This is a genomic window from Amycolatopsis sp. NPDC043889 (assembly GCF_056435645.1).
The window spans coordinates 246,442-270,546 of the sequence record NZ_JBWKEC010000009.1 but is presented as its reverse complement, the minus strand read 5'-3'; the positions used below and the strand labels follow the sequence as shown (position 1 = coordinate 270,546).

Genomic DNA, 24,105 nt, shown 5'->3' with positions numbered 1-24,105 from the left:
TTCGCGTCGGCTACCTATTTATTTCCATGACGCGCGGCGAAGGTTTTTGAGTATGCGCCGAAGATCATTAGGTAGTCACTCGCCGAGCAGCCGCCACGCGGTGAGGGCGAGCCTCGCCCTGGTCAGCCCGAACGGGTCGGTCAGGTCGACGGCCAGGCTCTTGCCGATCTGGGTCAGCCGTCGCGCGACGCTGCTGTGGTGCAGGTGCAGGGAATCGGCGGCCTGGCGTACCGAACCCGTGGCGCAGTAGGCGTCCAGCGTCCGCAGATCCTCGGGATCCGCCGCCAGCTTCGTGATCGCGACGACGTCGGCGTTGGCCCGCGTGTCCTCCTCCGGGATCCGCGCGAGCAGGGCCAGCGCTCCGAGGTCGTCGTAGTGGATCACCGGACGGCGCGCGGTCGTGAAACGCAAGGCCGTCTTGGCGTCCTGCCAGGACCGATGCGGGCAGCCGGTCTCCCCGATCCCCGCCCGGACGTCCTCCGGAAAGCGGTCCGGGTCCACCGCGGTGGCGAGGATGATGCCGACGTCGGTGAGCGACGCGGCCTTGACCGGGCGGCCGGGGCAGATCAGGTTCCCGATCTTCTCGAGCGGGAGCCCCGACCGGACGGCGACCACCCTGATCGACGCGTCGGCGGGGAAACCCAGCAGCCGCAGGGCCCGGCTCCTCGCGGCGTCGTCGCCGGCGGCACTGATCACGAGCTCCACCAGCGCCGGATCGGCCATGGTGGTACGGGCCGGTCCGTACCTTTCGACGACCGTCGCCACGGCGATCGCGAGCCGGTCCAGCACCGCTTCGTCGAGGGCGACGGGCGTTCCCTCGCGTTCCAGCCACACCGTGCCGATCTCCTCGTCGTCGAGGGTGACCGCCTCCGTGATGGGCGCGGGCGCGGCGGTCGGCGCGGCTTCGCGGCCGTCGGGTGCCATGCGGATGGTGCGTCCCGTGCTGTGGAGCCGGATGCCCGCCACGCATTCCGCCAAGCCCGCGGTGGCGCGAGCGAGCGCGGGGAGGTCGACCCGCCGCCGCATCAGGGTGTCGTAGAACATCACGACCCGGATCGCGCCTTCGACGTCGGGATCCAGATGCGACAACCGCGCGGCCAGTGCCTCCATGTCCGCGAGCGTACGCGGCGATCGTCGCACGAAGGGGCGATCACACGCGACGGATGGCGGCCGCCCTCCGGCCCCGGAGCCGGAAGGATCGTGGTCATGGATCCCGAACTCGAAGCCTTCATCGCCCTGTTCCCGCAGGCGAAACTCGACGACCCGGTCGCGGACCGCGTGAGCTTCGCGAAACTCGCCACGTCCGTGCCGCAGCCCGACACGTCGGACCTGGAGGTCGAAGACCGGACGGTGCCCGGTGAACCCGGCGTCCCGATCCGGATCTACCGGCCGCGTGAGGCACAGGGCGCCATCATCTGGCTGCACGGCGGCGGCTGGGTCATGGGCAACCTGGAGACCGAACATCCTTGGGCGGCGCGGCTCGCCGAAGCCTCCGACGCGACAGTGATCTCGGTCGAGTACCGGCTGGCACCGGAAAATCCGTTCCCGGCCGCGTTCGACGACGTCTACGCGGTGCTGAACTGGACGGCCGAGCACGCGGCCGAACTCGGCGTCGACCCCGACCGGATCGCGGTCGGCGGGCACAGCGCGGGCGGCGGGCTCGCGGCCGCGACGGCACTGCGAGCTCGCGACGAAGGCGGCCCCCGGATCTGCTTCCAGCTGCTCAACCAGCCGGGGCTCGACGACCGGCAGGAGTCCTGGTCGGCGCGGAACTTCACCGACACGCCATGGATGAACCGCGCCAAGATCACCGCAGCGTGGGGGCACTACCTGGACGGAAAGCCCGCGCCTTCGCCGTATGCCGCCCCTTCGCGGGCCACCGATCTCTCCGGGCTGCCACCCGCGTACGTGGCCTCCGCCGAGTTTTGCCCCAATCGCGACGAGAACATCGAGTACGCGCTCCGTCTGCTGCAGGCGGGGGTTTCGGTCGAGCTGCACCAGTGGGCGGGCACCTTCCACGGGTCGCAGGCCATCCTGTCCGCCGAGGTGTCCCGCCGTCAGATCGACGAACTCGGCGGCGTCCTGCGCCGCGCGCTGGCCTCGTCATGACCGCACCCACCGCGACACCCACGACGGCCGGGCTGCTGCGTCCGTTCGCCGGGAGTTTCGCCGCTGTCGTCGTCCTGCAGATCATCGGTGCCATCTCGGGGTTGGCGCCGCTGCTGGCGGTCGTCGAACTGGGCAGGGCGCTGCTGGTGCCCGGCCCGGCCGACGAGAGCCGGGTGTGGACGGCGGTGGCCGTCGGCGCGGCCGGGCTGTTCGTCCGGCTGGTGCTCACGGCCGCGTCGTCCGGGATCGGGCATCTGCTCGACGGCCGGGTCCAGCTCACGTTCCGCCGTCTGCTGGCCGCACGTCTGGGACGGGTGCCGATCGGCTGGTTCTCGAACCGCCGCACCGGTGAACTGGCCAAGGTCGTCGGCGAGGACGTCGGCGCCGTGCACCCGTTCATCGCCCACACCCCCGGCGAACTCGTGTCGGCCTTCGTCGTCCCGCTGGTGTCGCTGGTCTACCTGCTCACCATCGACTGGCGGCTCACCTTGATCACGCTGATCCCGGTGGTGCTGGCGGTGGCGCTGGTCCCGCTGATGATGACGCCCTCCCGCCTGCGCGAGCAGGAGGAGTTCGACCGGGGAATGGCGGGGATCTCGGATTCGGTCGTCGAGTTCGTCCAGGGCATCGCCGTGGTCAAGGCGTTCGGCGGCGCGGGCCGTGCCCATCGCAGGTTCCGCACCGCCGCGGACGCCTTCGTCGCCACCTTCACCCGGTGGGTGCACGGTATGGCCGGGCCGGCGGCGGGGATGCAACTGGCGCTGTCGCCGCCGTTCGTCCTGCTGGTGGTCCTGATCGGCGGCACGCTCCTGATCACCGGTGGCGGCCTCGCCCCGGTCGATCTCCTGCCGTTCCTGGTGCTCGGCCTGGGCTTGACCGCGCCTGTGGCCGCGCTCGGCCACGGCTTCGACGAACTCCAGGCCGCCCGTCGCGCCACCGGCCGGATCCGCGAAGTGCTCGCGGTGCCGTCGCTGCCGGAGCCGTCGAAGCCGGTCGCGCCGCGAGGCCATCGGGTGGAACTGCGCGGCGTCCGCTTCGGCTACGAGGCGGAGCGCGAGGTCCTGCGCGGGATCGATCTGGTGCTCGAACCGGGGACGGTCACCGCGCTCGTCGGGCCGTCGGGCGGCGGGAAGTCCACTTTGGTCACTCTGCTGCCGCGGTTCTTCGACCCGGCGGACGGTTCCGTGCTGCTGGGCGGCGTCGATCTGCGCGAGATCGGCAGCCGGGAGCTGTACCGCAAGGTCTCCTTCGTGTTCCAGGACGTCCGCCTGCTGCGCGCGTCGGTCGCGGACAACATCGCGCTCGCCGTGCCACACGCCGAGCTCGACGACATCGTGCGCGCGGCCCGGCTCGCGCAGATCCACGACCGCGTCCTCGAACTACCGCACGGCTACGAAACGGTGCTGCACGAGGAAACCGGGTTGTCGGGCGGCGAAGCGCAGCGGATCTCGCTGGCTCGTGCGCTGCTCGCCGACACTCCCGTCCTGGTGCTCGACGAGGCCACCGCGTTCGCCGACCCGCGGACCGAACTGGCCGTGCGCCGGGCACTGACGGCGGGGCGCGCCGACCGGACGGTCCTGGTCATCGCCCATCGCCTGGAGACGGTCGTCGACGCCGACACCGTCGTACTGCTGGAGAACGGCACCATCACCGAACGCGGGAAACCCGCGGAGCTGCTGGCGCGGAACGGGAGGTTCGCCGCCTTCTGGCGTTCCCACCGCTCCGCCGAACCACTGGGGGAACCTCGATGATCCGGATGTTGCTGAGCGTCCTCGGCCCCGACCACGCCCCGCCGGTGCGGCGCACCGTGGCGCTGATGACGGCGACCGCGATCGTCGAGGGCCTGTCGTACGCGCTGCTGGTCCCCCTGCTGCGGGCGCTGCTCGGGAGCACTCCGGGCGACGCCGTCCCGTGGCTGATCGCGTTCGGCGCGGCCTTCTCGGTGTTCGCGATCCTGCGTTACCGCGCCGATCTTTCCGGATTCCGCGCCGGGACGACGTTGCTGCGCGGGATGTACCACCGGCTCGGCGACCATCTCGCCCGGCTGCCGATGGGCTGGTACAGCGGGAAACGGGTCGGTGAGGTGTCGTCGCTGGCCGGACCCGGTGTCCTGCGGGCGATGGGCGTGATCGCGCATCTGCTGGCGCCGTTCATCGCCGCGTGTGTCACCCCGCTGACGATCGTGTTCGTGATCCTCGTCTTCGACTGGCGGCTGGGGCTGGCCGCGCTGATCGCGGCTCCGGTCGTGGCGGCCATCCAGGTCTGGACGGGTCGTTCGATGGCCGCCGCCGACGAGGAGACCGCGGAACGCGGGAACGAGGCCACCGGGCGGGTCATCGAGTATCTGCAGGCGCAGCCGGTGCTGCGCGCGGGTGGCCGAGCCGCGGAACGATTCCGGTTGCTCGACGACTCGCTGCGAGACCTTCAGCGAGCGAACCACCGGTCCACGCTGTCGGCGCTGCCCGGTGTCGTGGGGCTGACGTTCACGGTGCAGGCGATGTTCACCGGCCTCCTGGTACTGGGCGCGTTCCTCGCGCTCGGCGGGGGCATCGGGGCACCCGAGGTGCTGACGATCCTCGTCCTGGCCGCGCGCTGCGCGGATCCGCTGCTCTCGCTGACCGACATCGGCGGCAAGCTCCGCGGCGCGCGTACGGTGCTGACGAGGCTCGACGCGCTGCTGCGGACCGAACCGCTGCCGGAGCCGCCGGACCCCGTCCGGCCGGAGCGGCACGACCTCGAATTCGAGTCCGTCGTCTTCACCCGCGGCGGCCGCACGGTGCTCGACGGCCTCTCGCTGACCGTCCACGAAGGACAGAAGCTGGCCGTCGCCGGGCCTTCGGGCGCCGGGAAGAGCACGGTGCTGCAGCTGCTCGCCCGGTTCCACGACGTGGATTCGGGAGCGGTGCGCGTCGGCGGGGTGGACGTCCGCGCGATGAGCACCGAGGACCTGATGGCGCGGATCGCGATCGTCTTCCAGGACGTCCACCTCTTCGACGGCACGATCGAGGAGAACATCCGGCTCGGCCGCCCGGACGCCGGCGACGCCGAGGTGCGCGCCGCCGCGACGGCGGCCCGGCTGGACGAGGTGATCGAACGGCTGCCCGGCGGCTGGTCCGCGAACGTCGGCGAAGGCGGGGCGCTGCTGTCCGGCGGGGAACGCCAGCGGGTCTCGATCGCGCGTGCCCTGCTGAAGGACGCGCCGATCGTGGTGCTCGACGAGGTGACGTCGGCTCTGGATCCGGTCAACGAAACGGCCGTCCACGAAGGGATCGAGCGCCTCATGGCGGGCCGGACCGTGGTGATGGTGGCGCATCGGCTGCGGACCGTCGAACGTGCCGATCACGTGGTCTTCCTGGACGGCGGCCGGATCGTGGAGGAGGGAAGCCACGACGAGCTGGCCCGGCTCGGTGGCCGGTACGCCGGGTTCCTCGAGCCGCAAATCGCTTGACGCCACGCGCGAACGGCAATGCACTGTGGCGATGAAGATGCGTTCCACGACCGCCGAGGACCGCGACGTCTTCGTCGACACGATGTTCACCGCGTTCGCGCGTTTCCCGGACACCGCGGGCGAGACCTGGTCCGCGCTCGAACTGGACCGCGGCCTGCTCGCGGTGACGGAGGACGGGCGGTCCGTCGGCACGGCCGCCGCGTACTCCTTCGAGCTCACCCTGCCCGGTGAGGTCGTCGTCCCGGCCGCCGGGGTGACCGCCGTCGGTGTCCTGCCCTCGCACCGGCGGCGGGGTGTGCTCAGCGCGATGATGCGGCATCAGCTCGCCGAGTTCCGGGAGCGGGGCGAGTTCCTCTCCGTCCTGCTGGCGTCGGAGGCGCTGATCTACCGGCGGTTCGGCTACGGCCCGGCGACCTACACCCGGCGTCTGACGGTGCAGCGCCATCGGGCCGCCTTCGCCGGCGGGACGGCCGGTGGCTCGATCGAGGTGCTGCGCCGGGCCGAGTGCGGCGAGCTCCTGGAGGAGGTCTACGACCGGTATCGCCGTGCCCGGCCCGGCGCGCTGTCGCGGCCGCACCGCTGGTGGTCCTTGGGCGCCGGGCAGCCGCCGATCTCCCGGGCATCGCGCCACATCGCCGTCCACCGCGACGCCGACGGCGTTCCGGACGGGTACGCCTCGTACTCGCTCACCGAACCGAGCACCTTGACCGTCGACGAGACCGTCGCCGTCGACGACGAGGTGTCCACGGCGCTGGCCCGGTTCGTGCTCGAACACGACCTGATCACCGAGGTCGTGTTCGAGCACTGCCCGCCCGACCATCCGCTGCGGTGGCAGCTCGAGGACTTCCGCGCCGGCGAAGTCGGCGGTGACACGGACTGGCTCTGGGTGCGGCTGCTGGACGTGCCCCGCGCGCTCACCGCACGCGGCTGGTCCACCGACGGCGAGCTCGTCCTCGACGTCGACGACCCGGCGCTCGGCGAGCACGGCCGGTACCTGCTCACCGTCCGGGGCGGTGAGGCGGACTGCGTGCCGACCGACAGCGAACCCGACCTCTCCTTGGACGTGAGCGACCTGGGCTCGATCTATCTCGGCGGCACCACCCCGAGCCTGCTCGTGCGGGCCGGACGCGTCCGAGCCCATCACCCGGGTGCGGCCGCGCTCGCCGACGCTCTCTTCCGTACCGAGCGTTCGCCGCACTGCCTGCACTGGTTCTGATCAGGTCCGGCGGGTGCCGACCGTGAACAGCAGCGACGCCGCGGTCAGCACCACGCCGAACCACACCACGCTGGTGATCCCGGCGTGGTCCGCGAGCAATCCCGCGAACAACGCGCCCAGTGCGATGGAAGTGTTGTACGCCAAGGTGTTGAGCGACATGGCGGCCTCGAACGTGTCGGGTGCGGACCGCTGCGTCATGGTGAGCTGGCTCAGCTGCACCACGCCGTAGGACAGTCCCCAGAGCACGAGCGCGATCATCGCCCCCGCCTGCCCGTGGCCGATCGCGAGCAGCAGCAACAGTGACGCCACGAGCCCGGCCGCTCCGACCGCGAAGCTGACGAGCACGTTCTTCGCCACGAAATACCCGGCGACGAAGTTCCCCGCGGCTCCCCCGGCACCGAAGACGATCAGGCACACCGTGACGAAGGCGGGCGACGCCGACGAAGTGCCTTCCAGGAAGGGCCGGATGAAGGTGTAGACACCGAAGTGCCCGAGCACGAACAGGACCACCGTGATCAGGACCGATCGCAGGCGCGCGTTCACCCGCGGCAGGCCGAAGACCTCACGGACCGGGACCGCGTTCGCCGACGGCAGGGACGGGACCAGGACGAGCACGGCGAGGAAGACCAGGACGCTGAGCCCGCTCCAGATCAGGAACGTGGCCTGCCAGCCGACGAGACGCTCCAGGACGGTGCCCAGCGGCATCCCCAGCACGGTGGCGACGGAGATACCGGACATCACGACCGCCGCCGCCCGGTTAGCGTGGCGGCCGGGGACGATCCGCACCGCCATCCCCACGCCGATGGCCCAGAACGCGCCGTTGGCGAAGCCCATGACGAGCCGGGTCGCCAGTACCAGCGGATAGCCGGGCGCGAGGGCGGTGATCAGGTTGCCCGCGGTCAGGATCGCGAGCAACGCGGAGAGCAGGACGCGCCGGTTGATCCGCCGCGTCCACGCGACCACGAACGGCACGCCGAGCCCGGCCGAGACGCCGTAGAGCGTGACCATCAGGCCGGCGGCGCCCACCGAGATGTCCAGGCTGGAACTCACCGGGGTGAGCAGGCCGACGGGCATCAGTTCGGTGGTGAGGAAGACGAACAGGCTGGCGGTGATGGCGGCGACCCCTGCCCAGCCCTTCAGGGTCGAGTGCGCGTTTTCGGTTCGGGTGACCATTTCTTCTCTCTCGATTCACGAGCATGACGAAGAAACCCCTGCGGGCACGGCGATTCCGCCCCTGGGGTGCTTCGCTCCAGAAGGATCGACGGCGCGCGGGACGACCCGCGAACCTCTTAGCGCTAAGCTATTCGATGCTTAGCGCTAAGTCAAACTAGTACCCGAGAAGGTTCGCGCGTCAGTCGTCGAGGGCGACATCTCCCAGTGACCGCAACAGGTTTCGCAGCAAGGCGGCCAACTCGTCCCGTTCCTCGGCGCTGACCGCGCTCAGGAGCCGATGCTCGGTGTCCACATGATCGGGCAGGGCACGGTCGATGAGCTCGCGCCCTTCCTCCGTGAGGTCGACCAGCACGCGGCGGCCGTTCGTCTCGTCGGGCGCGCGGACCACCAGTCCGCGTTGTTCGAGCCGGTCGAGCCGCTGGGTGACCGCGCCGGAGGTGATCATCGCCGAACGCATCAGGTCGGCGGGGGTCAGCGTGCCCGCCCGGCGCAGGGTCGCCAGGACGTCGAACGACGACCGGTCGAGGTCGTGGCGGGCGAACGTCTTGCGCAGTTCGCCTTCCAGGACCCGGGTCAGCCTGGTCAGCCGCCCGATGACCGCCATCGGGGAGACGTCCAGGTCGGGACGGGCTTCGGCCCACTGGCGAAGAATGTGATCAACGTGATCCGGCACGACCGGAGATTACCCCGGTCCCAGAGCGCGGACGTTCGTTGACACCCCCGTAGCGCCACTGCTCTACTCGGACGCATGCTCCGTACGGCCTGAATCAGTGTCCGCCCAATTCGGTGAAAACCCGGGAATTCCGGGCGCTCCGTCCTGCCCGGAAACCCCGTTCGCCCTCGCACAGAACGGAATTCGCCCATGACCACGACCGAGAACCGGATCCGATCAGCCAGTGAATGGCTGGCGGCCGCGAAAGACGTCGCCGCCGAACTCGCGGTGGACGCCGCCGAGCGGGACCGTGAGAACGAGACGCCCTACGCGGAAGTACGACTACTCAAGGATTCCGGCCTGGTGACCCTGCTCGGCCCGGTCGAACACGGCGGTGGCGGCCAGAGCTGGGAGACCGCCTACCGCGTGATCCGCGAGGTCGCGCGCGGCGACGGCTCGATCGGCCAGCTGCTCGGCTACCACTACCTCTGGGCGTGGGCCGCCCGGCTGGCGGCGACCGACGAGCAGATCGCAGCGGTCGAAGAACTGTACACGCGGAACAACTTCGTCTTCGGCGGCGCGGTCAATCCCCGTGACTCCGATCTGAAGATCACCGAAGACGGCGACGAGATCGTCTACAACGGACACAAGTCGTTCTCCACCGGCAGCAAGGTCTCCGACCTGACCGTGCTCGAAGGTGTCCTCGAAGGCACCGAGGACCATGTCTTCGCCATCGTTCCGTCCGAACAGGACGGTATCGTCTTCCACGACGACTGGGACAACATCGGCCAGCGGCTCACCGAATCGGGCAGCGTGACCATCTCCGGCGTGCGCGTCCCGTGGGCGAGCGCGGCGGGCTACGTCGATAAGAAGTTCCGTCCCTTGACCTACAACACGCTCAACGTCCCGGCGATCCAGCTGGTGTTCACCAACTTCTACCTGGGCATCGCGCAAGGGGCACTGGAAACCGCACTGGCGTACACGCGCGAACGCACCCGCGCGTGGCCGTACGGCGGCGACAACAAGACCTCCGCCGGCGAGGAGTGGTACATCCTCGACGGCTATGGCGATCTCCAGTCGAAGCTGTGGGCGGCCGAGGCACTGGCGGACAAGGCCGGAACCGCGATCTCCGCCGTGCTGCACGCACCGCGCGAAGACCTGACACCCGGGGCCCGCGGCGAGGTCGCGGTCCTCATCGCGGCCGCCAAACAGCGCGCGATCGAAACCGGCCTCGAAATCGGCACGAAGATCTTCGAGCTGACCGGCGCGCGGGCGAGCGCCACGAAATACGGCCTGGACCGCTTCTGGCGGAACCTGCGCACGCACTCGCTACACGATCCGGTGGCCTACAAGCGCCGCGAAGTCGGTGCGTACGCGCTGCTGAACGAACTCCCGGAACCCACCTGGTACACCTGACCCCCGGGCGGCCGGCTAGCGCGCGACGGCGTAGGTGAGCAGCAGCGCGCCCGAAGCGAACCGTCGGTCGTCAACGAGCGTGAGCGCCGTCTCGGCGTACTCGCCATCGAACAGCCGCGTCCCGCCGCCGAGGAGCACCGGGTTCATCACGAGCCGCACTTCGTCGAACAGCCCGAGCCCGGCGGCGGACGTCGCGGCCCCTCCCCCGGCGAAGAGCGCGATGTCACCTTCGAGACCGGCGAGCGCCGAGGCGTCTTCGATCACGTGGGAGTTGTGCCAGTTCGTGGCTCGGAGAGTGCGCGAGAGGACATACTTCGGCAGTTCGTGCATCCGGCGCCGCTGCGTGGCCGAGACCTCGTCCCCGGCGGCCGGCCAATAGCCGGCGAGTTCCTCATAGGCCTTGCGACCGAAGGCCATGCCGTCGATCGACTCCAGCAGCTCGTCGATATGCCCCTGGAACTCGTCGTCGGCGAACCGCCAGTCGATGTCGCCCGCGGCGTCGGCGATGTACCCGTCGAGCGAAACGTTGATGTGCAGGAAGAGCCGCCCCATGTGAACTCCTCGGTTAACTTCTTGAACGAATGAACAAGAAGTCAAGGTACACTTCTTGAACGCACTGTCAAGAAGTCGTACGATGGCGCCATGCCACGCACGGGACGGCCGCGCTCCTTCGACGAAGACCAGGTGATCGGGGGTGCGCTCGACGTCTTCTGGCGGCGGGGTTACGCGGCCACGTCGATGCGCGATCTGAAGGAGGACCTCGGCATCCTGCCGGGAAGCCTGTACGCCGCGTATGGCGACAAGCACGCCCTCTTCCTGCGAGCACTGGAACGCTACGCGGGCGGCGCCGCGAACCAGGCGGACACTCTCGCCGAAGGACCGGTCCTCGCGCATCTGCGTGAGCTTCTGCTCAGCGTCCTCGAAGCGGCGCGGGAAACCCCGGGACGCGGATGCCTGCTGGGCAACACCGCCGCCGAACTGCTACCCGCAGACGAAGCCGCGGGAAAGATCGTCCACAGTGGATTCGACGCACTGGAAACCGGTATCACGCAAGGACTCGAAGCCGCCCAGCGGTCCGGCGAGGTCCGCGCGGACATCGACTGCGGGGCGCAGGCACGGCTCCTGCTCATCGTCATGCAGGGCCTGCACGTGGTGGCCAGGGCGGAGGCCGATCCGCGCCGGCTCACCGACGCGGTCGACGCCGCTTTGGCGCCCTTGACCGCGAAGTGACCCCTGGGCACACCAGCGCCGGCGTGCCCAGGAGCCGGATCACTCCTCGAAGCCTTCGTCGCCGCCGTCGAAGGCGTCCTCCATGACCTCGCCGAGGATCATGCCGCCGACCACGCCTGCCGCGGCACCGGCGACCACGCCGCCCATCCCCGGTCCACGCCTGCCGTGGTGCCCGTGGTGGTCGTAGTCGTGGCCGTAGTGCTCCTGGTGCCCGCCGAACATGGCGTGCCCGCCGCCGGACTCGGCGACCTTGGCCAGCCAGCCGTCGATGGCCGCCGCCCAGTCGGTGCGCAGGGCCTCCTCGTGCGAAACGTGGAAGCGGCCGAAGGAGTCGCCGCCGGAGCGGAACATGCCACCGCGCCGATCGGCCTCCAGCACCACCACGAGGTCGTCCGGGCCGGCGACGAAGGTCAGCTCCACCTGGCTGACGCGGCCCGCGTAGCGCGACGGCGGGAAGAACTCGATCTCCTGGAAGAACCCGAGCTCCTGCCGGACGCCGTGCAGCCGGCCGGCTTCGACGTCGGCGCTGCGGAACGAGAAGCCCAGCTCGCCGAACGCCTCCAGCACCCGATCCTGCGATTCCAGCGGCCCGACCAGCACCGGGTCGAGGTCGCCCTTGTCCGGCGCTCCGGCGATGACCAGTTCGGTCCGCACACCGACGACCATACCCGGCAGTTCACGTCCGCCGACCGCGCTGATCGGCGTCTCCCAAGGCAGCGCGATCTGGAACGGAACGGTGGTCAGCTGTCCCGCCGTCACCTTCACCTTGCGGCCCGCGCTGACCCGCAGGAACTCCGCGGTTCCGGCGCGCTCGTGGTCGCCACGCTCGACCTCGACCCGGGTGACCAGCGAAAGCAGGATCTCCTCGATCTGGGCGTCGCTCGAACCGCCCTGGATGCGGACCTGGCCGGTGATCACCTCGCCGGGAACGGCGTGCGGTGAGTCGAGCACGGTGTCGACGGACGGACCGCCGACCCCGAAGGCGCTGAGCATCCGTTTGAACATCAGGGATTTCCTCCGCTGGGTACTGGAACAGGGGGTACCGGAACACTTCGACTACTACCGAGATCCGTCGCGGCACGCCAGGTAAACCGGGTTAAAACCCCCTAAACGGGCGCAACGTCACTACCTTCTCAGATCGGCCTGGCGGACGTCGTGCAGGTGGATGACGACGTCGTAGGACCGCCCGAGCGAGATGGCCGCGGGGTCGACGGGGAACAGCGTGCCGATGGTGCGGGTGGGCCGGGCGGTGTCCAGCCAGGCGCGGGCGGCGGGCGGCGCGGTGCGAAGGTCCAGGTAGAAGTCCTCGAACCGGACCTGGTCGAGGGTGTCCTCGTTCGTCCCGGACGGCGCGGCCGGGACGGAGAACCGCTTCCACTCCCCGCCCACCGCGGTGTCCTTGGACAAGAAGGAACCCTCGTCGAAGCTGAACCCGATCGGCAGGTAGCCGCGGCCCAACGTCTCGCTCAGGAAGGCGCCTTGGGTCTTCGGGTAGATCGCCGGCATGTCGGGGATGTACGCGACGTGGGCGTTGTGCGCGGAGAGCAGGATCTTGTGCCCGGTCCGCCGCTGCCACCAGGCGACGTTCTGCGCCATCGCCTGGTCGCGCAGGATCTGTGCCGCGGGCAGGCCCTTCGGATCCGCGAGGTCGACGGCGAGGAAGCGGGCGGTCTGCGCGACGAACCGGGCGTGCTGCTCGGTCCAGCCGTGGGCGTCCGCGCCGGTCAGGCCCTTGACCAGCTCGAAGGCCTGCTCCGCCTGCGTGGCGAGCCGCTGTCGCTCGTCGACGGGTTTGCGCAAGTAAGCGAACGCGTCGTCGATCGGGCGCAGCCCGGTGTACAGCTCGTTGAGCCGGGGCAGCGCCTCCGGGTGATGGCGGCCGACATAGTCGGTGATCCGCGCGAAGAACCCGTCGTTCACCGATGGCGCGCCGAGGTCGTCACCGACGAAGTGCACCGTGCGGTCGGGGTGCGCGCGGTTGTGATCGCGCATCCACCGGATCAGGCTGACGAACTCCTCGCGGTCCCACGGGGAGCCGGCCAGCGTGCGCTTCGCGATCTCACGGGCGTCGCCGCGCCCGCTCTGGACGTACTCGTCGATCTCCAGGCCGGCTGACCAGCTGAGCTCCAGCGCGAAGGCCCGGAACCCCTTTTCCTCGACGAGGTAGCGGAACACCCGCTCCTTCATGGTGAAGAACTCGTGGGAGCCGTGCGTCGCCTCGCCGAGGCCCACCACCTTCGCGCCGCCGATCATCCCGCCCAGCGCCCGTAGATCGGCGGTGCTCCGGCCGGGCTCGGTCGAGCGCAACGGATGTGCCGCCCGGTCCAGCGACCGCACCGGATCCCGCCAGGCGGAGGTCGTCTCCGCCGCGAGAGCCGGACTCGCCGCGGGAGCGAGCACCGCCCCCGTCACCACCACCGCCGCGGCCACCAATCCGCGTCTCCCCCACCGTTTCCGGCGCTGTGTCATTACCGTCCACCCCTTCGCTCCGATGTCGAAGACGATCATCGTCCGCGGACCGGAGCGGCGCACTGAAGCAAAGCTCCCACTTGGGGTGAGGAAAACCCCACCCCACGAGGAAGCGGGTGGACCCCGCCGCCGGGGTGTGGGTCCCGGCGGCGGGAGTCCACCCGCGTTTATCTCCCTCCGCAGCGGCTGTCCGTCACTCCGCGCGCCACAACGCGGGTGTGGACGGCGGCTCCCAGCCTGGCTGGGCCGTGTGCGCCTGCAAGCACACGTAACCGCGACCGCTGTAGGTGACCCGGGCGCCCGCGGAATAGCCGGTTCCCGCCGCCCAGGTCGTCCCGCCGGGCGGGTTGGAGGTCGAAGTCGACGTCGTCGGCGTCGTGCTGGTCGGCCGCGAGGTCGACGTCGGCGTCTGCGGCACGTTCAGCACGAAGTCGAACGCGGCCTGCTTGCCGGAAGGCTGATCGCGCACGGTCATCAGCAGCCGCGGGTCGAAGATCGAGTCGGTGTTGTTGCGCGGCTCGTTGGGGAAGTAGAGCTGCGTGGTCAGCACCGGCCTGCCGGGCGCCTGGACCTTGACGTGGATGTGCCGCGTACGGCCGGGGTACAGGCCGGGCACGATCGTGCTCAGCGAGAACGCGCCCTGGTCGTTGGTGAACTGGTGACCGCGGAAGGTGTACCCCACGTTGTCGTAGGCGCCGTTGACGTCCGCCTGCCAGAAGTCCAGCAGCACCCGCGAGATCGGAAGGCACCCGAGACCGAAGACGTAGCCGGAGACGGTGAGCCTCGTCCCTTGCGTGTTCGGCGTGACAAGCGACGTCCGCTGCGGGGAATTCGGCTTGAAGTAAGGACCTTCGGTCTGCGGCGGGGTCGGGTCGTCACCGTCGTCACAGGCGGGGGTCAGCTCGGGTGCCTGGCCGCTCTCAACGGTGGTGCGCGCGAGAGCCGGGCCGCCGATCAACGCGACCGGAGCCGCCACACCCGCGGCGAGCGCGGCCTTCAGCACGGTCTTCCGGCTGAGCTTGTTCTCTTCGTCCATACCTGCTCCTCGTGGGGGCTTCGGGAATCACCCTCGACGGTATGGAGAAGATCAGCTGCGGACGATGGACTGAGGTGGTCAGTCGTGGTGAATCTCCGGGGGCGCGTCACCGGTCCTGCGGTAATCGCCGGGGCTCAACCCCGTTTCCCGCCGGAAGAACCGGCAGAAATAGGCGGGATCCGCGAATCCGACCCGGCTGGCGACCTGCCGCACGGTGAGATCCGTGCCGCGCAGGAATCGTTTCGCCTCCCTCGTCCTCGCCTCGCGCATCAGTTGTGCCGCCGTCCGGCCGGTCGCCGTTTTCACCGCGTCGGTGAGATATCCCGGCGTGACCCCGATTCGCTCCGCGAGTGCGCCGACCGACCACAGCCCCAGATCCGGCCTGCCGAGCAGCCGGGCGAATTCCGTGCCCACCGCCTGTGCCCTGGCGGGCGGGCGCGGGTCCGCCAATCCCGGAAGGCGTCCCGCCCGCACGATCAGCACGTGCATCAGGGCCCGCAGCACCGAATCGGTACCCTGGCCGCCACAACGGAATTCCTCGTCCAGTTCGGCGACCATCCGGGCCGTCTCCTCGGCCGCGCGCTCGTCGAGCCGCCACGGCTGCTGGCTGAGCCTTCGCAGGGTTTCGCGATCCGACGGATGTTCGAGCAGGAAATCGTCGGTGAACAACACGACGAATCCACTGAGATCGCGGGCATCCCAATGGTGCACCTGCCCCGGTGTTATGACGGCGAGCTGCGGCGGCCCCAATTCCCAGCGGGTGAAATCGATGACGTGGTCGCCGGTACCGCCGGTGACATGGACGATTTCGTAGAAAGTGTGCCGATGCGGGAACGCCGCCCGCGACATCGGCCCGATCGTGTCGAATGTGCCGACCGTGAACGGCAGAGCGTCCGGCGCGCGGACCTCCAGCCGATGCAGTGGCAATTCCCCCGCCTTCGGTTCGAGGCAAGGCGTCCTCGGCAACACCGTCGTTCCGCGCATGGACCGGTCCCTTTCACCACACTGGGAATGAAAAGTCTAGACCAATGACGGATCGCTGACTGCCGACGGAAGTCGCTTGTCGCCGTCGGGGTACAGTCAGGAGCATCGACGCACGTCCGAAGGGTCACCACGCGATGTCTCCCACCAAGTCGCGCGGTCGGACCTGGTGGCCGGTCGGCGCGTTCGCCGCACTGGTACTGGCGTGCGCCGTGGCCTGGGCGACGACGGGCGCTTCCCACAGCGACCTCGAGATCTACCGCTTCGGCGTCGACACCCTGTGGAACGGCGGCGACCTCTACGGCGCGTTGCCGCTTTCCGACGCGGGCATCCCCCTGCTGTTCATCTATCCGCCGTTCGCCGCACTGGTGCTCACCCCGCTGGCGCTGGTGCCCTGGACCGGCGCGGTGCTCCTGTTGTTCGCGCTCAGCCTGGCCGCGCTGGGGATCACCTTCTACGGGATCACCCGCACGCTGTGGCCGTCCGGGGACCGGCGGAAGGCGCTGCTCGTCGCGTCGCTGGCGATCACTCCGGCGCTCTTCCTCGAACCGGTCCGCCAGACGCTCGGCTTCGGCCAGATCAATCTGTTGCTGATGGGTCTCGTCGCGGCCGACTGCCTGCTGACTCGGGGCCGCTACCGGGGAATCGGCGTCGGTCTCGCGGCCGCGATCAAGTTGACGCCCATGGCGTTCTTGTTGTTCTTCCTGGTGCGCAAGGACTTCCGTGGCGCGTTGACCTCGTCGGGCACGTTCGTGGCCGCGTCCGCCGTCGCGTTCGCGGTCGCCCCGGAGGCTTCCGCGCGGTATTGGTTCGGCGGACTCGCGGGGGCGTCCGGGATCAGCGGTACCTCGTTCCACACCAACCAGACCTTGCAGGCTGTGCTGGCGCGATTCGGCGTCGAGGGCGCCGCGAAGCCGCTGTGGATCGTCCTCACCGGCGTTCTGCTGATTCTGGTGACCCTGACCATGTACCGCTCGGCCACGGTGCCGGCGCTGCTGCTGAACGCGACGTTCGCCCTGCTCATCTCGCCGACGTCGTGGTCACACCACTGGGTGTGGATCGCCCCGGCGCTGTTCACCACCGCCGCCTGCGCGGTACTCCATCGCCGAGATCGCCGCCGGGCCGCGGCCTGGCTCGCCGTCACCGGGGTCGCCGCCACGATCTTCGTCGGGGCACCGTTCCGGTACTTCCCCGCCTTCGACCGGCCGGGCCAGACGTGGACGACCGCCCAGCAGTGGCTGGGAAACTGCTACGTCGCCGCGGGCCTGGTCTTCCTCGTCGTCGCGGCCGTTCTCGCGCTGCGGAAAGGACCTCGATGCTCGACCTGAGCGGCACCACGACCCTCGTCACCGGGGCCAGCGGCGGCATCGGCCACGGCATCGCCCTGCGCTTCGCCGGAGCGGGCAGCGCCGTCGCCGTGCACTACCACCGCGATGAAGCTTCCGCGCTCGCCGTCGTCGAGCGGATCGAGGAAGCGGGCGGCACCGCCAAGGCGTTCTCCGCCGACCTCACCGACGACGGCGAATGCCGCCGTCTCGTGGCCGCCGCCGCGGCATGGACCGGACGGCTGGACACGTTGGTCAACAACGCCGGCGTGCAGCCGATAGACCCCTTGCCGGAGATGTCGGCGGAAAGCTGGCGCGCCGTCCTCGACGCGAACCTCACCAGCGCCTTCTCGTGCACGCAGGCCGCCGCCGACGTGATGGACGGCGGCAGCGTCATCCACATCGCCTCGATCGAAGCGGCCCACCCCGCGCCGGGACACGCGCACTACAGCAGCGCCAAGGCCGCCCTGGTCATGCACGCCCGCGCCGCCGCGCTCGAATACGGACCGCGAGGCCTGCGCGTCAACGCGGTCTCCCCCGGCCTGATCGACCGCCCCGGCCTCGGCGACGCTTGGCCGGAGGGCGTCCGCCGCTGGGAGCAGGCCGCACCCCTTGGCAGGCTCGGCACCCCCGGCGACGTCGCGAACGCCTGCCTGTTCCTCGCGTCGCCGCTCGCGGCGTGGGTCACCGGGCACAACCTGACCGTGGACGGAGGCGTCTCCGCACGTCCCACCTGGTGATCACGGACGCCCGCCCTGCTATGACCTCCGCCACATGCCGCGGAATGGCTTGCTCTCACTTCGAATCAGCCCGACACACCATCGGGTGGGAATTCCGGCGGGCTTCATCAGATCTGATTGCCTTCACCGTGACGGATTGTCGATCGCCGTGGCGGTAAACGATTTCCGCACTCGCTCGTGCGTACAGCAGGCTGCGGCATACACCTCAAGACGCTCCGTCACCACGCTGCTACAGTCCGCGCTAGTCCGGTTTCCGTAGAGTTTTCGGGCTTCTCCCACGATTATTTCGCCGATTTCCGGCGATTTCTCCAGAAAAGGCATCACTTGACGGATCTCAACCACCCGTGGATCGTGACCGCGTTCCTCGGGGCCGACACCTGCCTGCTCGGATCCGTGCGCGAACTCCGCGCGCGGATCCTGTTCGACCGCGGCCGCCGCCCGTCCTTTCGCCGGGCGGACGGTGCGCACATCGACGACCAGGACCTCGACTTCGGGGCCTGGCACTTCATCGCACGGCAGCGTCCGGACGGTCCGCCGCTCGGCTACATCCGGCTCTCCACCCCCGCCACCGGCGAAAACTTTCAGTCACGGACCTACCTCGGCGTCGAGCGGTACGAGGAATTGCTTGCCGCACAAGGCGTCGAACCGGGCCGGGTCTTCGAACACAGCAGGCTCGTCGTCGAGCACCGGTCCCGGAAGCTCGGACTCGGGCAGTACCTCAACGCGCTCGCGATCGGCGCCGCGCACCACCTCGGCGCCCACGCCATGATCGGCACTTCGGGCACGAAGGACGGCCAGGACCGGTTCCACGCGCAGTTCGGTTTCCGCGCGATGCCGGGCACCCGCCGCTATGTCGAGCAGTACACCGAAGACGTCGTGATCATGTTCCACCGCACCGCCGACGGCGCCGGGCGGCACCACGATCTCGTCACCCGGCTGCGGGACGAATTCCCCCGGATCGCCGCTTCCACGCCTGCGCTCGCCACCACCGAGGCGCCGTCGGGCAGGCCCGCGCCCGCCGGGCTCACCACTGCCCCCGGACCCGACCGCGACCTGTGGCGCCCGACCCTGCTCACACCCCGCAACGCGATGGATTTCCAAGCCCTGACGGCGTTGCTGGCCTACGGCGACGTCCGCGAGATCCACGACACCATCGACGAGCAACTGACCGAACTGGTCCGAAGCCGTGAACCGTCGTGCCGGGAAGAGACCGATATCGAGGTCAGGAAACGGGAACAGCTCGCCGGGATGGCGACCTGGGAGTACGGCACCTGGGTCTGGTACCCGTGGTCGCGGCGGCTCGTGCACGTCCTGCCGCGCGATGAGTTCCGGCTCGTGCGCACGGATCGCAACCGCGGCAAGATCGACCGGCCCGAACAGCGCCGCCTGCTCGGCAAGCGGATCGGGATCATCGGCCTTTCGGTCGGCAACAGCGCGGCGCTCACCTTCGCCCTCGAAGGCATCGGCGGCGCCTTCAAACTGGCGGACTTCGACGACTTCAGCCTCTCGAACCTCAACCGGCTGCGCGCCGGCGTGCACGAACTCGGTGTCAACAAAGCGGTCCTGTCGGCGCGCCAGATGTTCGAGATCGATCCGTACCTCGACATCGAGATCCACCGCGGCGGCCTGACCGAGGACAACATCGAGGCGTTCTTCACCGGCGGGCAGGGCGCGATCGACCTCCTGATCGAGGAGTGCGACACCCCGTGGGGCAAGGTCGCGGCCCGCGAGTACGCGCGCGATCTGCGCGTCCCGGTCGTCATGGACTGCAACGACCGCGGCATGCTCGACGTCGAACGCTTCGACCTCGAGCCGGACCGGCCGCTGCTGCACGGCCTGCTCGGCGACATCAAGTCCGTGGACGTCACCGACCTGAGCCGGCAGGAAAAGGTCGACCTGATCCTGGCCATGGTCGACGCCGACCGGATCAGCCCGGAACTGGCCGCCTCCTTCGGCGAACTCGGCCGCACCCTGAGCAGCTGGCCGCAACTGGCCTCCGGGGTCGCGCTGGGCGGCGCGTTGTGCGGCGAGGCAGCGCGGCGCATCCTGCTCGGCCTGCCGTGCGCGTCCGGCCGGTTCTACACCGACCTCGACCGGCAGATCGCCCCGGAGCGGAGCACCGTCGCGTGACCCCGCTGCCCGTGCGGATCGCCGGCACCGGCCTCCACCTGCCCTCGGACGTCGTCACCAACCGGCGGCTCGCCGAAACGCTCGACACCTCCGACGAGTGGATCGTCCACCGCACCGGGATCCGGGAACGCCGTTGGCTCGCCCCGGATCTCGCCACTTCGGACATGTGCGTGGCCGCCGCTCTTCCCGCGCTCGCGGCGGCGAACTGTACCGCGAGGGACGTCGACGCGATCATCGTCGCGACCTACACCTACGACCAGCCCTTGCCGTCGACGGCTCTGATCGTCAAGGACGCGCTCGGCGCGTTCCGAGCGCTCACCTTCGACATCACGCAGGCCGCCTGCGCCAACGGTGTCCAGGCGCTGTTCCTCGGTTCCTTGCTGGTGCGAACCGGTGCGGCGAAACGGGTCCTGGTGATCGCGGGTGACTGCGCGTCCCGCGTGACCGATCCGGAGGACCGCACCACCCGGGTCTTCTTCGGCGATGCCGCGGGTGCCGCCGTCCTGACCGAGGCGACGACACCGGGCACCGGCCTGCTCGGCTGGGACTTCGGCGCCGAACTGTCCTACGACGTCGAGATCCCGGCCGGCGGCTCACGGCAGCCCGCCGGGACGACGACGTTCGCGGACCGGCGGCACTACCTCAAGATGAACGGCCGGGCCGTCTGGGACACCGCCACCCGATGCCTGCCCGACAGCGTCCTGAACGCCACCGCCCAGGCCGGGCTGACCGTGGACGAGGTAAGCCATTTCTTTCTCCACCAAGCGAATCTGAACATCGTGCGGGCGGCGATGGACAAACTCGGCGTGCGGCGTGACCGTGCTCCGATCACCGTCGACAAGCTCGGCAACACCGGTTCGGCCGGCGTTTTCACCGTTCTGCACAAGGGTTTCTCGGCGGGCATGGTGCGGCCGGGCGACGCCTTCGTCGTGTCGGCGATCGGGGCGGGATTCCAGTGGGGCACTTTGTGTTTCAGGGCTTAGGCACCGGTTGGTCGTGAGTGGCGATTCGGGTTATTGAGGGGTAGGGCAATCGTGACGTGTCCTGGTGGCGAGCCTCGTGAGTGGTAAGGACGGTTCTAACCGTCCTTACCACTCACGAGCCCCACCACGTTCCGCCGCTCAGGTGGCCACCTATTCGCTTCGCGCCCTCTATCGAAGGGAATAGCACATGTAGGTGCCACATAAACGTGTGATGGCACAGATGTTCGAATGCGGGTAGCGTTGTGTTCGTGGCCAGCGACAACGCATCCCAGAAGACGCCCACTGAGTGGTGGCGCGGTACCGACGATCGCGTGGGTACCACACTCCCCGAGACCAACCCGCGCACCAGCCGGAAAGCGCTCACCCCACGGCCGCCTGACGAGTGATCGAATTCCTTGTTGTTCTCCGAAGTTTCCGGAACGTCCAGGATCACACCGTCGATGGCCATGACACGCCAGGAGTCGAACCAGGCGCCACGAGTTCCTCACCGCCCCATTGGCCTGGCCGCCCGATGAAAGAGTTCCTCCAGCGGCTCCGACCCTAATCGCTGACGAGCTTGCGAAATAGCGCTTGTGGTTGGCACATTCCAATCACCTGACCAGTTCCTCAGGAATCGGAGCGCGCCAACCAGTCGCCGCATCACCTCCTCGTATGCTTCCCCGAAGAACAGTCCCATTGCCAGCACGTAATAGACCACAACATGCGCTGACAGCAATCGCGAACGCTTCTCTCTGCAACCAGTTTCGGCAATGATCTAATCCATCAGATCGCGCGGAAACAATCGCGTCAGAACGCCGATCGAGATCCGATCTATCAGCTTCACATCATGGGCATCACGAGCAGCCATGCAGAAATAATAGACCCATTCATGGCCTATTTCATGCAGCGACAACAACGACACACTGGCCGAAATCCACGAGAAAGAGATAGGTGTACTTTTCACCTTAACTTAGCGGCATTGCACCACATCGCTTTCTGGCGCCACCACGGCGAAACGAAGATCGACAACCTGGTCCTGCTCTGCGCTCGGCACCACCAGCTCATCCACCACAGCGAATGAAAAGTCCAAATCGCCCAAGACGGACTCCCCGAATTCACCGCCCCCGCCTACCTCGACCCACAGGAGAACCCAGACGCAACACGATGCACCTCAGGACATAGCCGAACCGCGTGAACCTCCGAAACCCTTGGTTGAGGCATTCGACTGGGTCCCGATCGCCGAACCGCTGTCTCTGCCCATGATCAGATCGCCTTTCCCGTGCCTTGGGATCGCTCGGTCGTCGGCTTCGGCCGGGCGTTCGGAGATCGGGACCGTCGGGAAGCCTCAGGACATAGGCCGACTCACCGGCTCCGGATCTCGGTCCCGTGTCTCAGATTCGTCACCAGCGCCGTCGACTTGCCCGTGACGGCGGTCGCGAGTGTCCGTTCCAGTCCCGGAAGCCTTGCAACACGCAGGAAAATCCGGCGCGCCTGGAGCAGGAGCCGGTTCGCGGGCAGGAACCATCGCGCACCTCGGCGAGCGACCTGCTGCTTCTCGGTCACCACCGGCCGGACCAGCTTCTCGTACTCGGCGAACGCGGCTTCGATCGAGGGCGCCTGGGTGAGTTGTTCGGCCAGTACGAAAGCGCCCGCGATCCCGAGCGAAGCGCCCTGACCGGCGAGAAGTGAGACGGCGTAGCAGGAATCACCGGCCAGGACGACCCGGCCGCGGCTCCACGACGACATCTCGATCTGCGCGACCTGGTCGTAGTACACCTCACCGGGTGGCGGGCAGCGATCGAGTGCTTTGGGAACCGCCCAGCCGAGCAAACCATAGGTCGCGCGCAGTGCCGCCCGTGCGTCGCCCGGCAGAGCCGGGTCTGTCGCGCGGTGCACGGCGAACGCCGCGAGCTTGCCGTCGCGGAGACCGTAGAAACCCATCTGCATCCCGACGGTGTCGGTCAGGCAGAACCGCTCCCCCACCCGTGCGCGGATCTCCTCGTCCTCGAAGACGAACGCCGCCGTGTGAAAGCCAAGGTAATGCAGGAACCTTTTCTCTTCACCGAAGACCAGCCGCCGTACGGTCGAATGGATCCCGTCGGCACCGACCAGCAGATCGGCTTCGACCATCTCGCCATCGGTCAGGGTGATCCGCACGCGGTCGCCGAGATCCTCGGCTCCCGTGACCCCGGCGCCGAACCGGACGTCCACTGTGGACGGAAGGCTCGTACGCAGGACGCGTTCCAGGTCGGGCCGCATGATGCTGCACAGCCTGCCCCGAAACGACTTCGCGAACTGGACGTAGTCGATCGCCGCCCGTCGGCGGCCGCGGTCGTCCAGCAAACTCGCCTCGTCCACCTGGTACGCCACGTCTTCGACCCGAGGGAGCAGACCCATCTCCTCGATCGCGTCGAACCCAGGGCCGAAGAAGTCGATCATGTAGCCCTGTTCTCGCGGCCCCGCCGCACGTTCCAGCATCACGACCTCGACGTCCAGCGTCGCGAGCCGGTGCGCCAGCGCCAGTCCGGTGATCCCGGCACCGCAGATCGCCACCTTCATCAGGGTTCCTCCCTTTCGGTTCAGCCGACCAGCCTGCACAGGACCGCGAAGGGCACCTCGCTGCCAGATTCCGGTTCGAGCGCGCGATGCAGCAGCAACCCGTCCACCGTGGCGAAAAGCACCGCGGCCGTGCCCTCTGCGTCGGCAACGCCACGTTCCGCCAGCCAACCGCCGAACCGGGCGCGCAAATCGGCGAGAAGCTCGCGGATGCCCTGGCGCAAGTTGTCGTCGCGGGTCGCGGCCAGGTAGGCCTCGGCGAACAGCAACGACATCGGATCGGTGCCGGAATATTCGCCGACCGACGCCAGCAGCGCGTCCACCGCTTCCGCCGGGGTCTCGACGGTTTCCAGCGCCGGTTCGAAAGCGCCCGCGACCTCGCGCATCGCACCCAGCACGGCCTCGATCATCAAGGCCTGCAACGAGGGAAAGTGGTAGTGCACGACGCTCGGCGTGACACCCGCGCGTTCGGCCAGGATCCGGGTACTGACCGCGGACCAGCCGAGCTCGGGCACCAACGCGACCGCGGCTTCGAGCAACCGCCGCCGGGCGACCTGACCACGTTCCGCAGCCGGAGAACCTGCCACCGTCGCCTCCTAGGGCGTTCGTCCTGTACGACTGCCCTGATCTTATGCCCTGGTCCGTTCGGCGCGCAAACTCGG

21 protein-coding genes and 2 pseudogenes are annotated in these 24,105 nt (G+C 68.9%); 11 read left to right on the top strand and 12 right to left on the bottom strand.

The window, feature by feature from the left end:
* Nucleotides 1–75 precede the first annotated feature (75 nt).
* On the bottom strand, nt 76–1,110 hold the full coding sequence (locus tag AC0685_RS20055) for a PucR family transcriptional regulator (RefSeq protein WP_478226899.1): 1,035 nt from the start codon (nt 1,108–1,110) through the stop codon (nt 76–78).
* A 96-nt stretch (nt 1,111–1,206) separates the two neighbouring features.
* On the opposite strand from AC0685_RS20055, the gene AC0685_RS20050 reads away from it, so the two are divergent.
* The 4 genes from AC0685_RS20050 to AC0685_RS20035 are packed head-to-tail and all read left to right on the top strand — an operon-like array spanning nt 1,207 to nt 6,773.
* Nucleotides 1,207–2,109 carry an alpha/beta hydrolase gene (locus tag AC0685_RS20050; RefSeq protein ID WP_478226898.1) on the top strand — a complete coding sequence of 301 codons (903 nt, stop codon included), beginning with the start codon at nt 1,207–1,209 and terminating at the stop codon, nt 2,107–2,109.
* Entirely contained in the window at nt 2,106–3,860 is a 1,755-nt protein-coding gene (locus AC0685_RS20045) for an ABC transporter ATP-binding protein (RefSeq protein WP_478226897.1), read from the top strand. The genes AC0685_RS20050 and AC0685_RS20045 overlap by 4 nt, the downstream gene beginning before the upstream one ends.
* On the top strand, nt 3,857–5,557 hold the full coding sequence (locus AC0685_RS20040) for an ABC transporter ATP-binding protein (protein ID WP_478226896.1): 1,701 nt from the start codon (nt 3,857–3,859) through the stop codon (nt 5,555–5,557). The genes AC0685_RS20045 and AC0685_RS20040 overlap by 4 nt, the downstream gene beginning before the upstream one ends.
* 31 nt (nt 5,558–5,588) lie before the next feature.
* Nucleotides 5,589–6,773: a GNAT family N-acetyltransferase gene (locus AC0685_RS20035; protein ID WP_478226895.1), complete on the top strand. Its 1,185-nt coding sequence runs from the start codon at nt 5,589–5,591 to the stop codon at nt 6,771–6,773.
* On the opposite strand, the gene AC0685_RS20030 is transcribed toward AC0685_RS20035, so the two are convergent.
* On the bottom strand, nt 6,774–7,946 hold the full coding sequence (locus AC0685_RS20030) for an MFS transporter (protein WP_478226894.1): 1,173 nt from the start codon (nt 7,944–7,946) through the stop codon (nt 6,774–6,776).
* Nucleotides 7,947–8,124: 178 nt separating this feature from the next.
* The gene (locus AC0685_RS20025; RefSeq protein ID WP_478226893.1) at nt 8,125–8,619 is read right to left on the bottom strand and encodes a MarR family winged helix-turn-helix transcriptional regulator; all 495 of its coding nucleotides are present in this window, start codon (nt 8,617–8,619) and stop codon (nt 8,125–8,127) included.
* A 189-nt stretch (nt 8,620–8,808) separates the two neighbouring features.
* Between AC0685_RS20025 and AC0685_RS20020 the strand changes: the two genes are divergently transcribed.
* Nucleotides 8,809–10,014, top strand: a complete 1,206-nt coding sequence (locus AC0685_RS20020) for an acyl-CoA dehydrogenase family protein (RefSeq protein WP_478226892.1) — start codon at nt 8,809–8,811, stop codon at nt 10,012–10,014.
* 15 nt (nt 10,015–10,029) lie between these two features.
* Here AC0685_RS20020 and AC0685_RS20015 read toward each other — a convergent pair whose 3' ends face one another.
* Nucleotides 10,030–10,566 carry a dihydrofolate reductase family protein gene (locus AC0685_RS20015; protein WP_478226891.1) on the bottom strand — a complete coding sequence of 179 codons (537 nt, stop codon included), beginning with the start codon at nt 10,564–10,566 and terminating at the stop codon, nt 10,030–10,032.
* A gap of 90 nt (nt 10,567–10,656) precedes the next feature.
* On the opposite strand from AC0685_RS20015, the gene AC0685_RS20010 reads away from it, so the two are divergent.
* Nucleotides 10,657–11,244, top strand: a complete 588-nt coding sequence (locus tag AC0685_RS20010) for a TetR/AcrR family transcriptional regulator (RefSeq protein ID WP_478226890.1) — start codon at nt 10,657–10,659, stop codon at nt 11,242–11,244.
* A 39-nt stretch (nt 11,245–11,283) separates the two neighbouring features.
* Here AC0685_RS20010 and AC0685_RS20005 read toward each other — a convergent pair whose 3' ends face one another.
* From AC0685_RS20005 to AC0685_RS19990, 4 genes are all read right to left on the bottom strand, one after another.
* On the bottom strand, nt 11,284–12,249 hold the full coding sequence (locus tag AC0685_RS20005) for a sporulation protein (protein ID WP_340685847.1): 966 nt from the start codon (nt 12,247–12,249) through the stop codon (nt 11,284–11,286).
* Nucleotides 12,250–12,369: 120 nt separating this feature from the next.
* The gene (locus AC0685_RS20000; RefSeq protein WP_478226889.1) at nt 12,370–13,674 is read right to left on the bottom strand and encodes an erythromycin esterase family protein; all 1,305 of its coding nucleotides are present in this window, start codon (nt 13,672–13,674) and stop codon (nt 12,370–12,372) included.
* 232 nt (nt 13,675–13,906) lie between these two features.
* On the bottom strand, nt 13,907–14,749 hold the full coding sequence (locus tag AC0685_RS19995; protein ID WP_478226888.1) for a dioxygenase family protein: 843 nt from the start codon (nt 14,747–14,749) through the stop codon (nt 13,907–13,909).
* A 78-nt stretch (nt 14,750–14,827) separates the two neighbouring features.
* Nucleotides 14,828–15,733, bottom strand: coding sequence for a helix-turn-helix transcriptional regulator (locus AC0685_RS19990; RefSeq protein ID WP_340685844.1), 906 nt, complete (start codon nt 15,731–15,733; stop codon nt 14,828–14,830).
* Between the two features lie 134 nt (nt 15,734–15,867).
* Here AC0685_RS19990 and AC0685_RS19985 point away from each other — a divergent pair, with 134 nt between their 5' ends.
* The 4 genes from AC0685_RS19985 (at nt 15,868) to AC0685_RS19970 (ending at nt 20,908) form a co-directional block, all read left to right on the top strand.
* Nucleotides 15,868–17,058 (top strand): glycosyltransferase 87 family protein, encoded by a 1,191-nt coding sequence (locus tag AC0685_RS19985; RefSeq protein ID WP_478226887.1) that lies wholly within the window; start codon nt 15,868–15,870, stop codon nt 17,056–17,058.
* Nucleotides 17,046–17,795: an SDR family NAD(P)-dependent oxidoreductase gene (locus tag AC0685_RS19980; protein ID WP_478226886.1), complete on the top strand. Its 750-nt coding sequence runs from the start codon at nt 17,046–17,048 to the stop codon at nt 17,793–17,795. Before AC0685_RS19985 ends, AC0685_RS19980 begins: the two co-directional genes overlap by 13 nt.
* Nucleotides 17,796–18,119: 324 nt before the next feature.
* Complete coding sequence (locus AC0685_RS19975; RefSeq protein WP_478226885.1) at nt 18,120–19,925, top strand: ThiF family adenylyltransferase; 1,806 nt, start codon at nt 18,120–18,122, stop codon at nt 19,923–19,925.
* Nucleotides 19,922–20,908: a 3-oxoacyl-ACP synthase III family protein gene (locus AC0685_RS19970; RefSeq protein WP_478226884.1), complete on the top strand. Its 987-nt coding sequence runs from the start codon at nt 19,922–19,924 to the stop codon at nt 20,906–20,908. The genes AC0685_RS19975 and AC0685_RS19970 overlap by 4 nt, the downstream gene beginning before the upstream one ends.
* A gap of 484 nt (nt 20,909–21,392) precedes the next feature.
* Here the strand turns inward: AC0685_RS19970 and AC0685_RS19965 are convergent, their stop codons facing one another.
* Nucleotides 21,393–21,659 (bottom strand): transposase domain-containing protein, encoded by a 267-nt coding sequence (locus tag AC0685_RS19965; RefSeq protein WP_478226914.1) that lies wholly within the window; start codon nt 21,657–21,659, stop codon nt 21,393–21,395.
* Nucleotides 21,660–21,866: 207 nt separating this feature from the next.
* Between AC0685_RS19965 and AC0685_RS19960 the strand changes: the two are divergent.
* A pseudogene (locus AC0685_RS19960) lies at nt 21,867–22,069 on the top strand (HNH endonuclease signature motif containing protein); the annotation flags it as partial.
* 25 nt (nt 22,070–22,094) lie between these two features.
* On the opposite strand, the pseudogene AC0685_RS19955 reads toward AC0685_RS19960, so the two are convergent.
* The 3 genes and pseudogenes from AC0685_RS19955 to AC0685_RS19945 all read right to left on the bottom strand — a co-directional run.
* Nucleotides 22,095–22,220: pseudogene (locus AC0685_RS19955) on the bottom strand (IS30 family transposase); the annotation flags it as partial.
* A 29-nt stretch (nt 22,221–22,249) separates the two neighbouring features.
* Entirely contained in the window at nt 22,250–23,446 is a 1,197-nt protein-coding gene (locus tag AC0685_RS19950) for an FAD-dependent monooxygenase (RefSeq protein WP_478226883.1), read from the bottom strand.
* 20 nt (nt 23,447–23,466) lie between these two features.
* A complete protein-coding gene (locus AC0685_RS19945) occupies nt 23,467–24,030 on the bottom strand; it encodes a TetR/AcrR family transcriptional regulator (protein ID WP_478226882.1) in 564 nt (187 codons plus the stop codon).
* Nucleotides 24,031–24,105 lie beyond the last annotated feature (75 nt).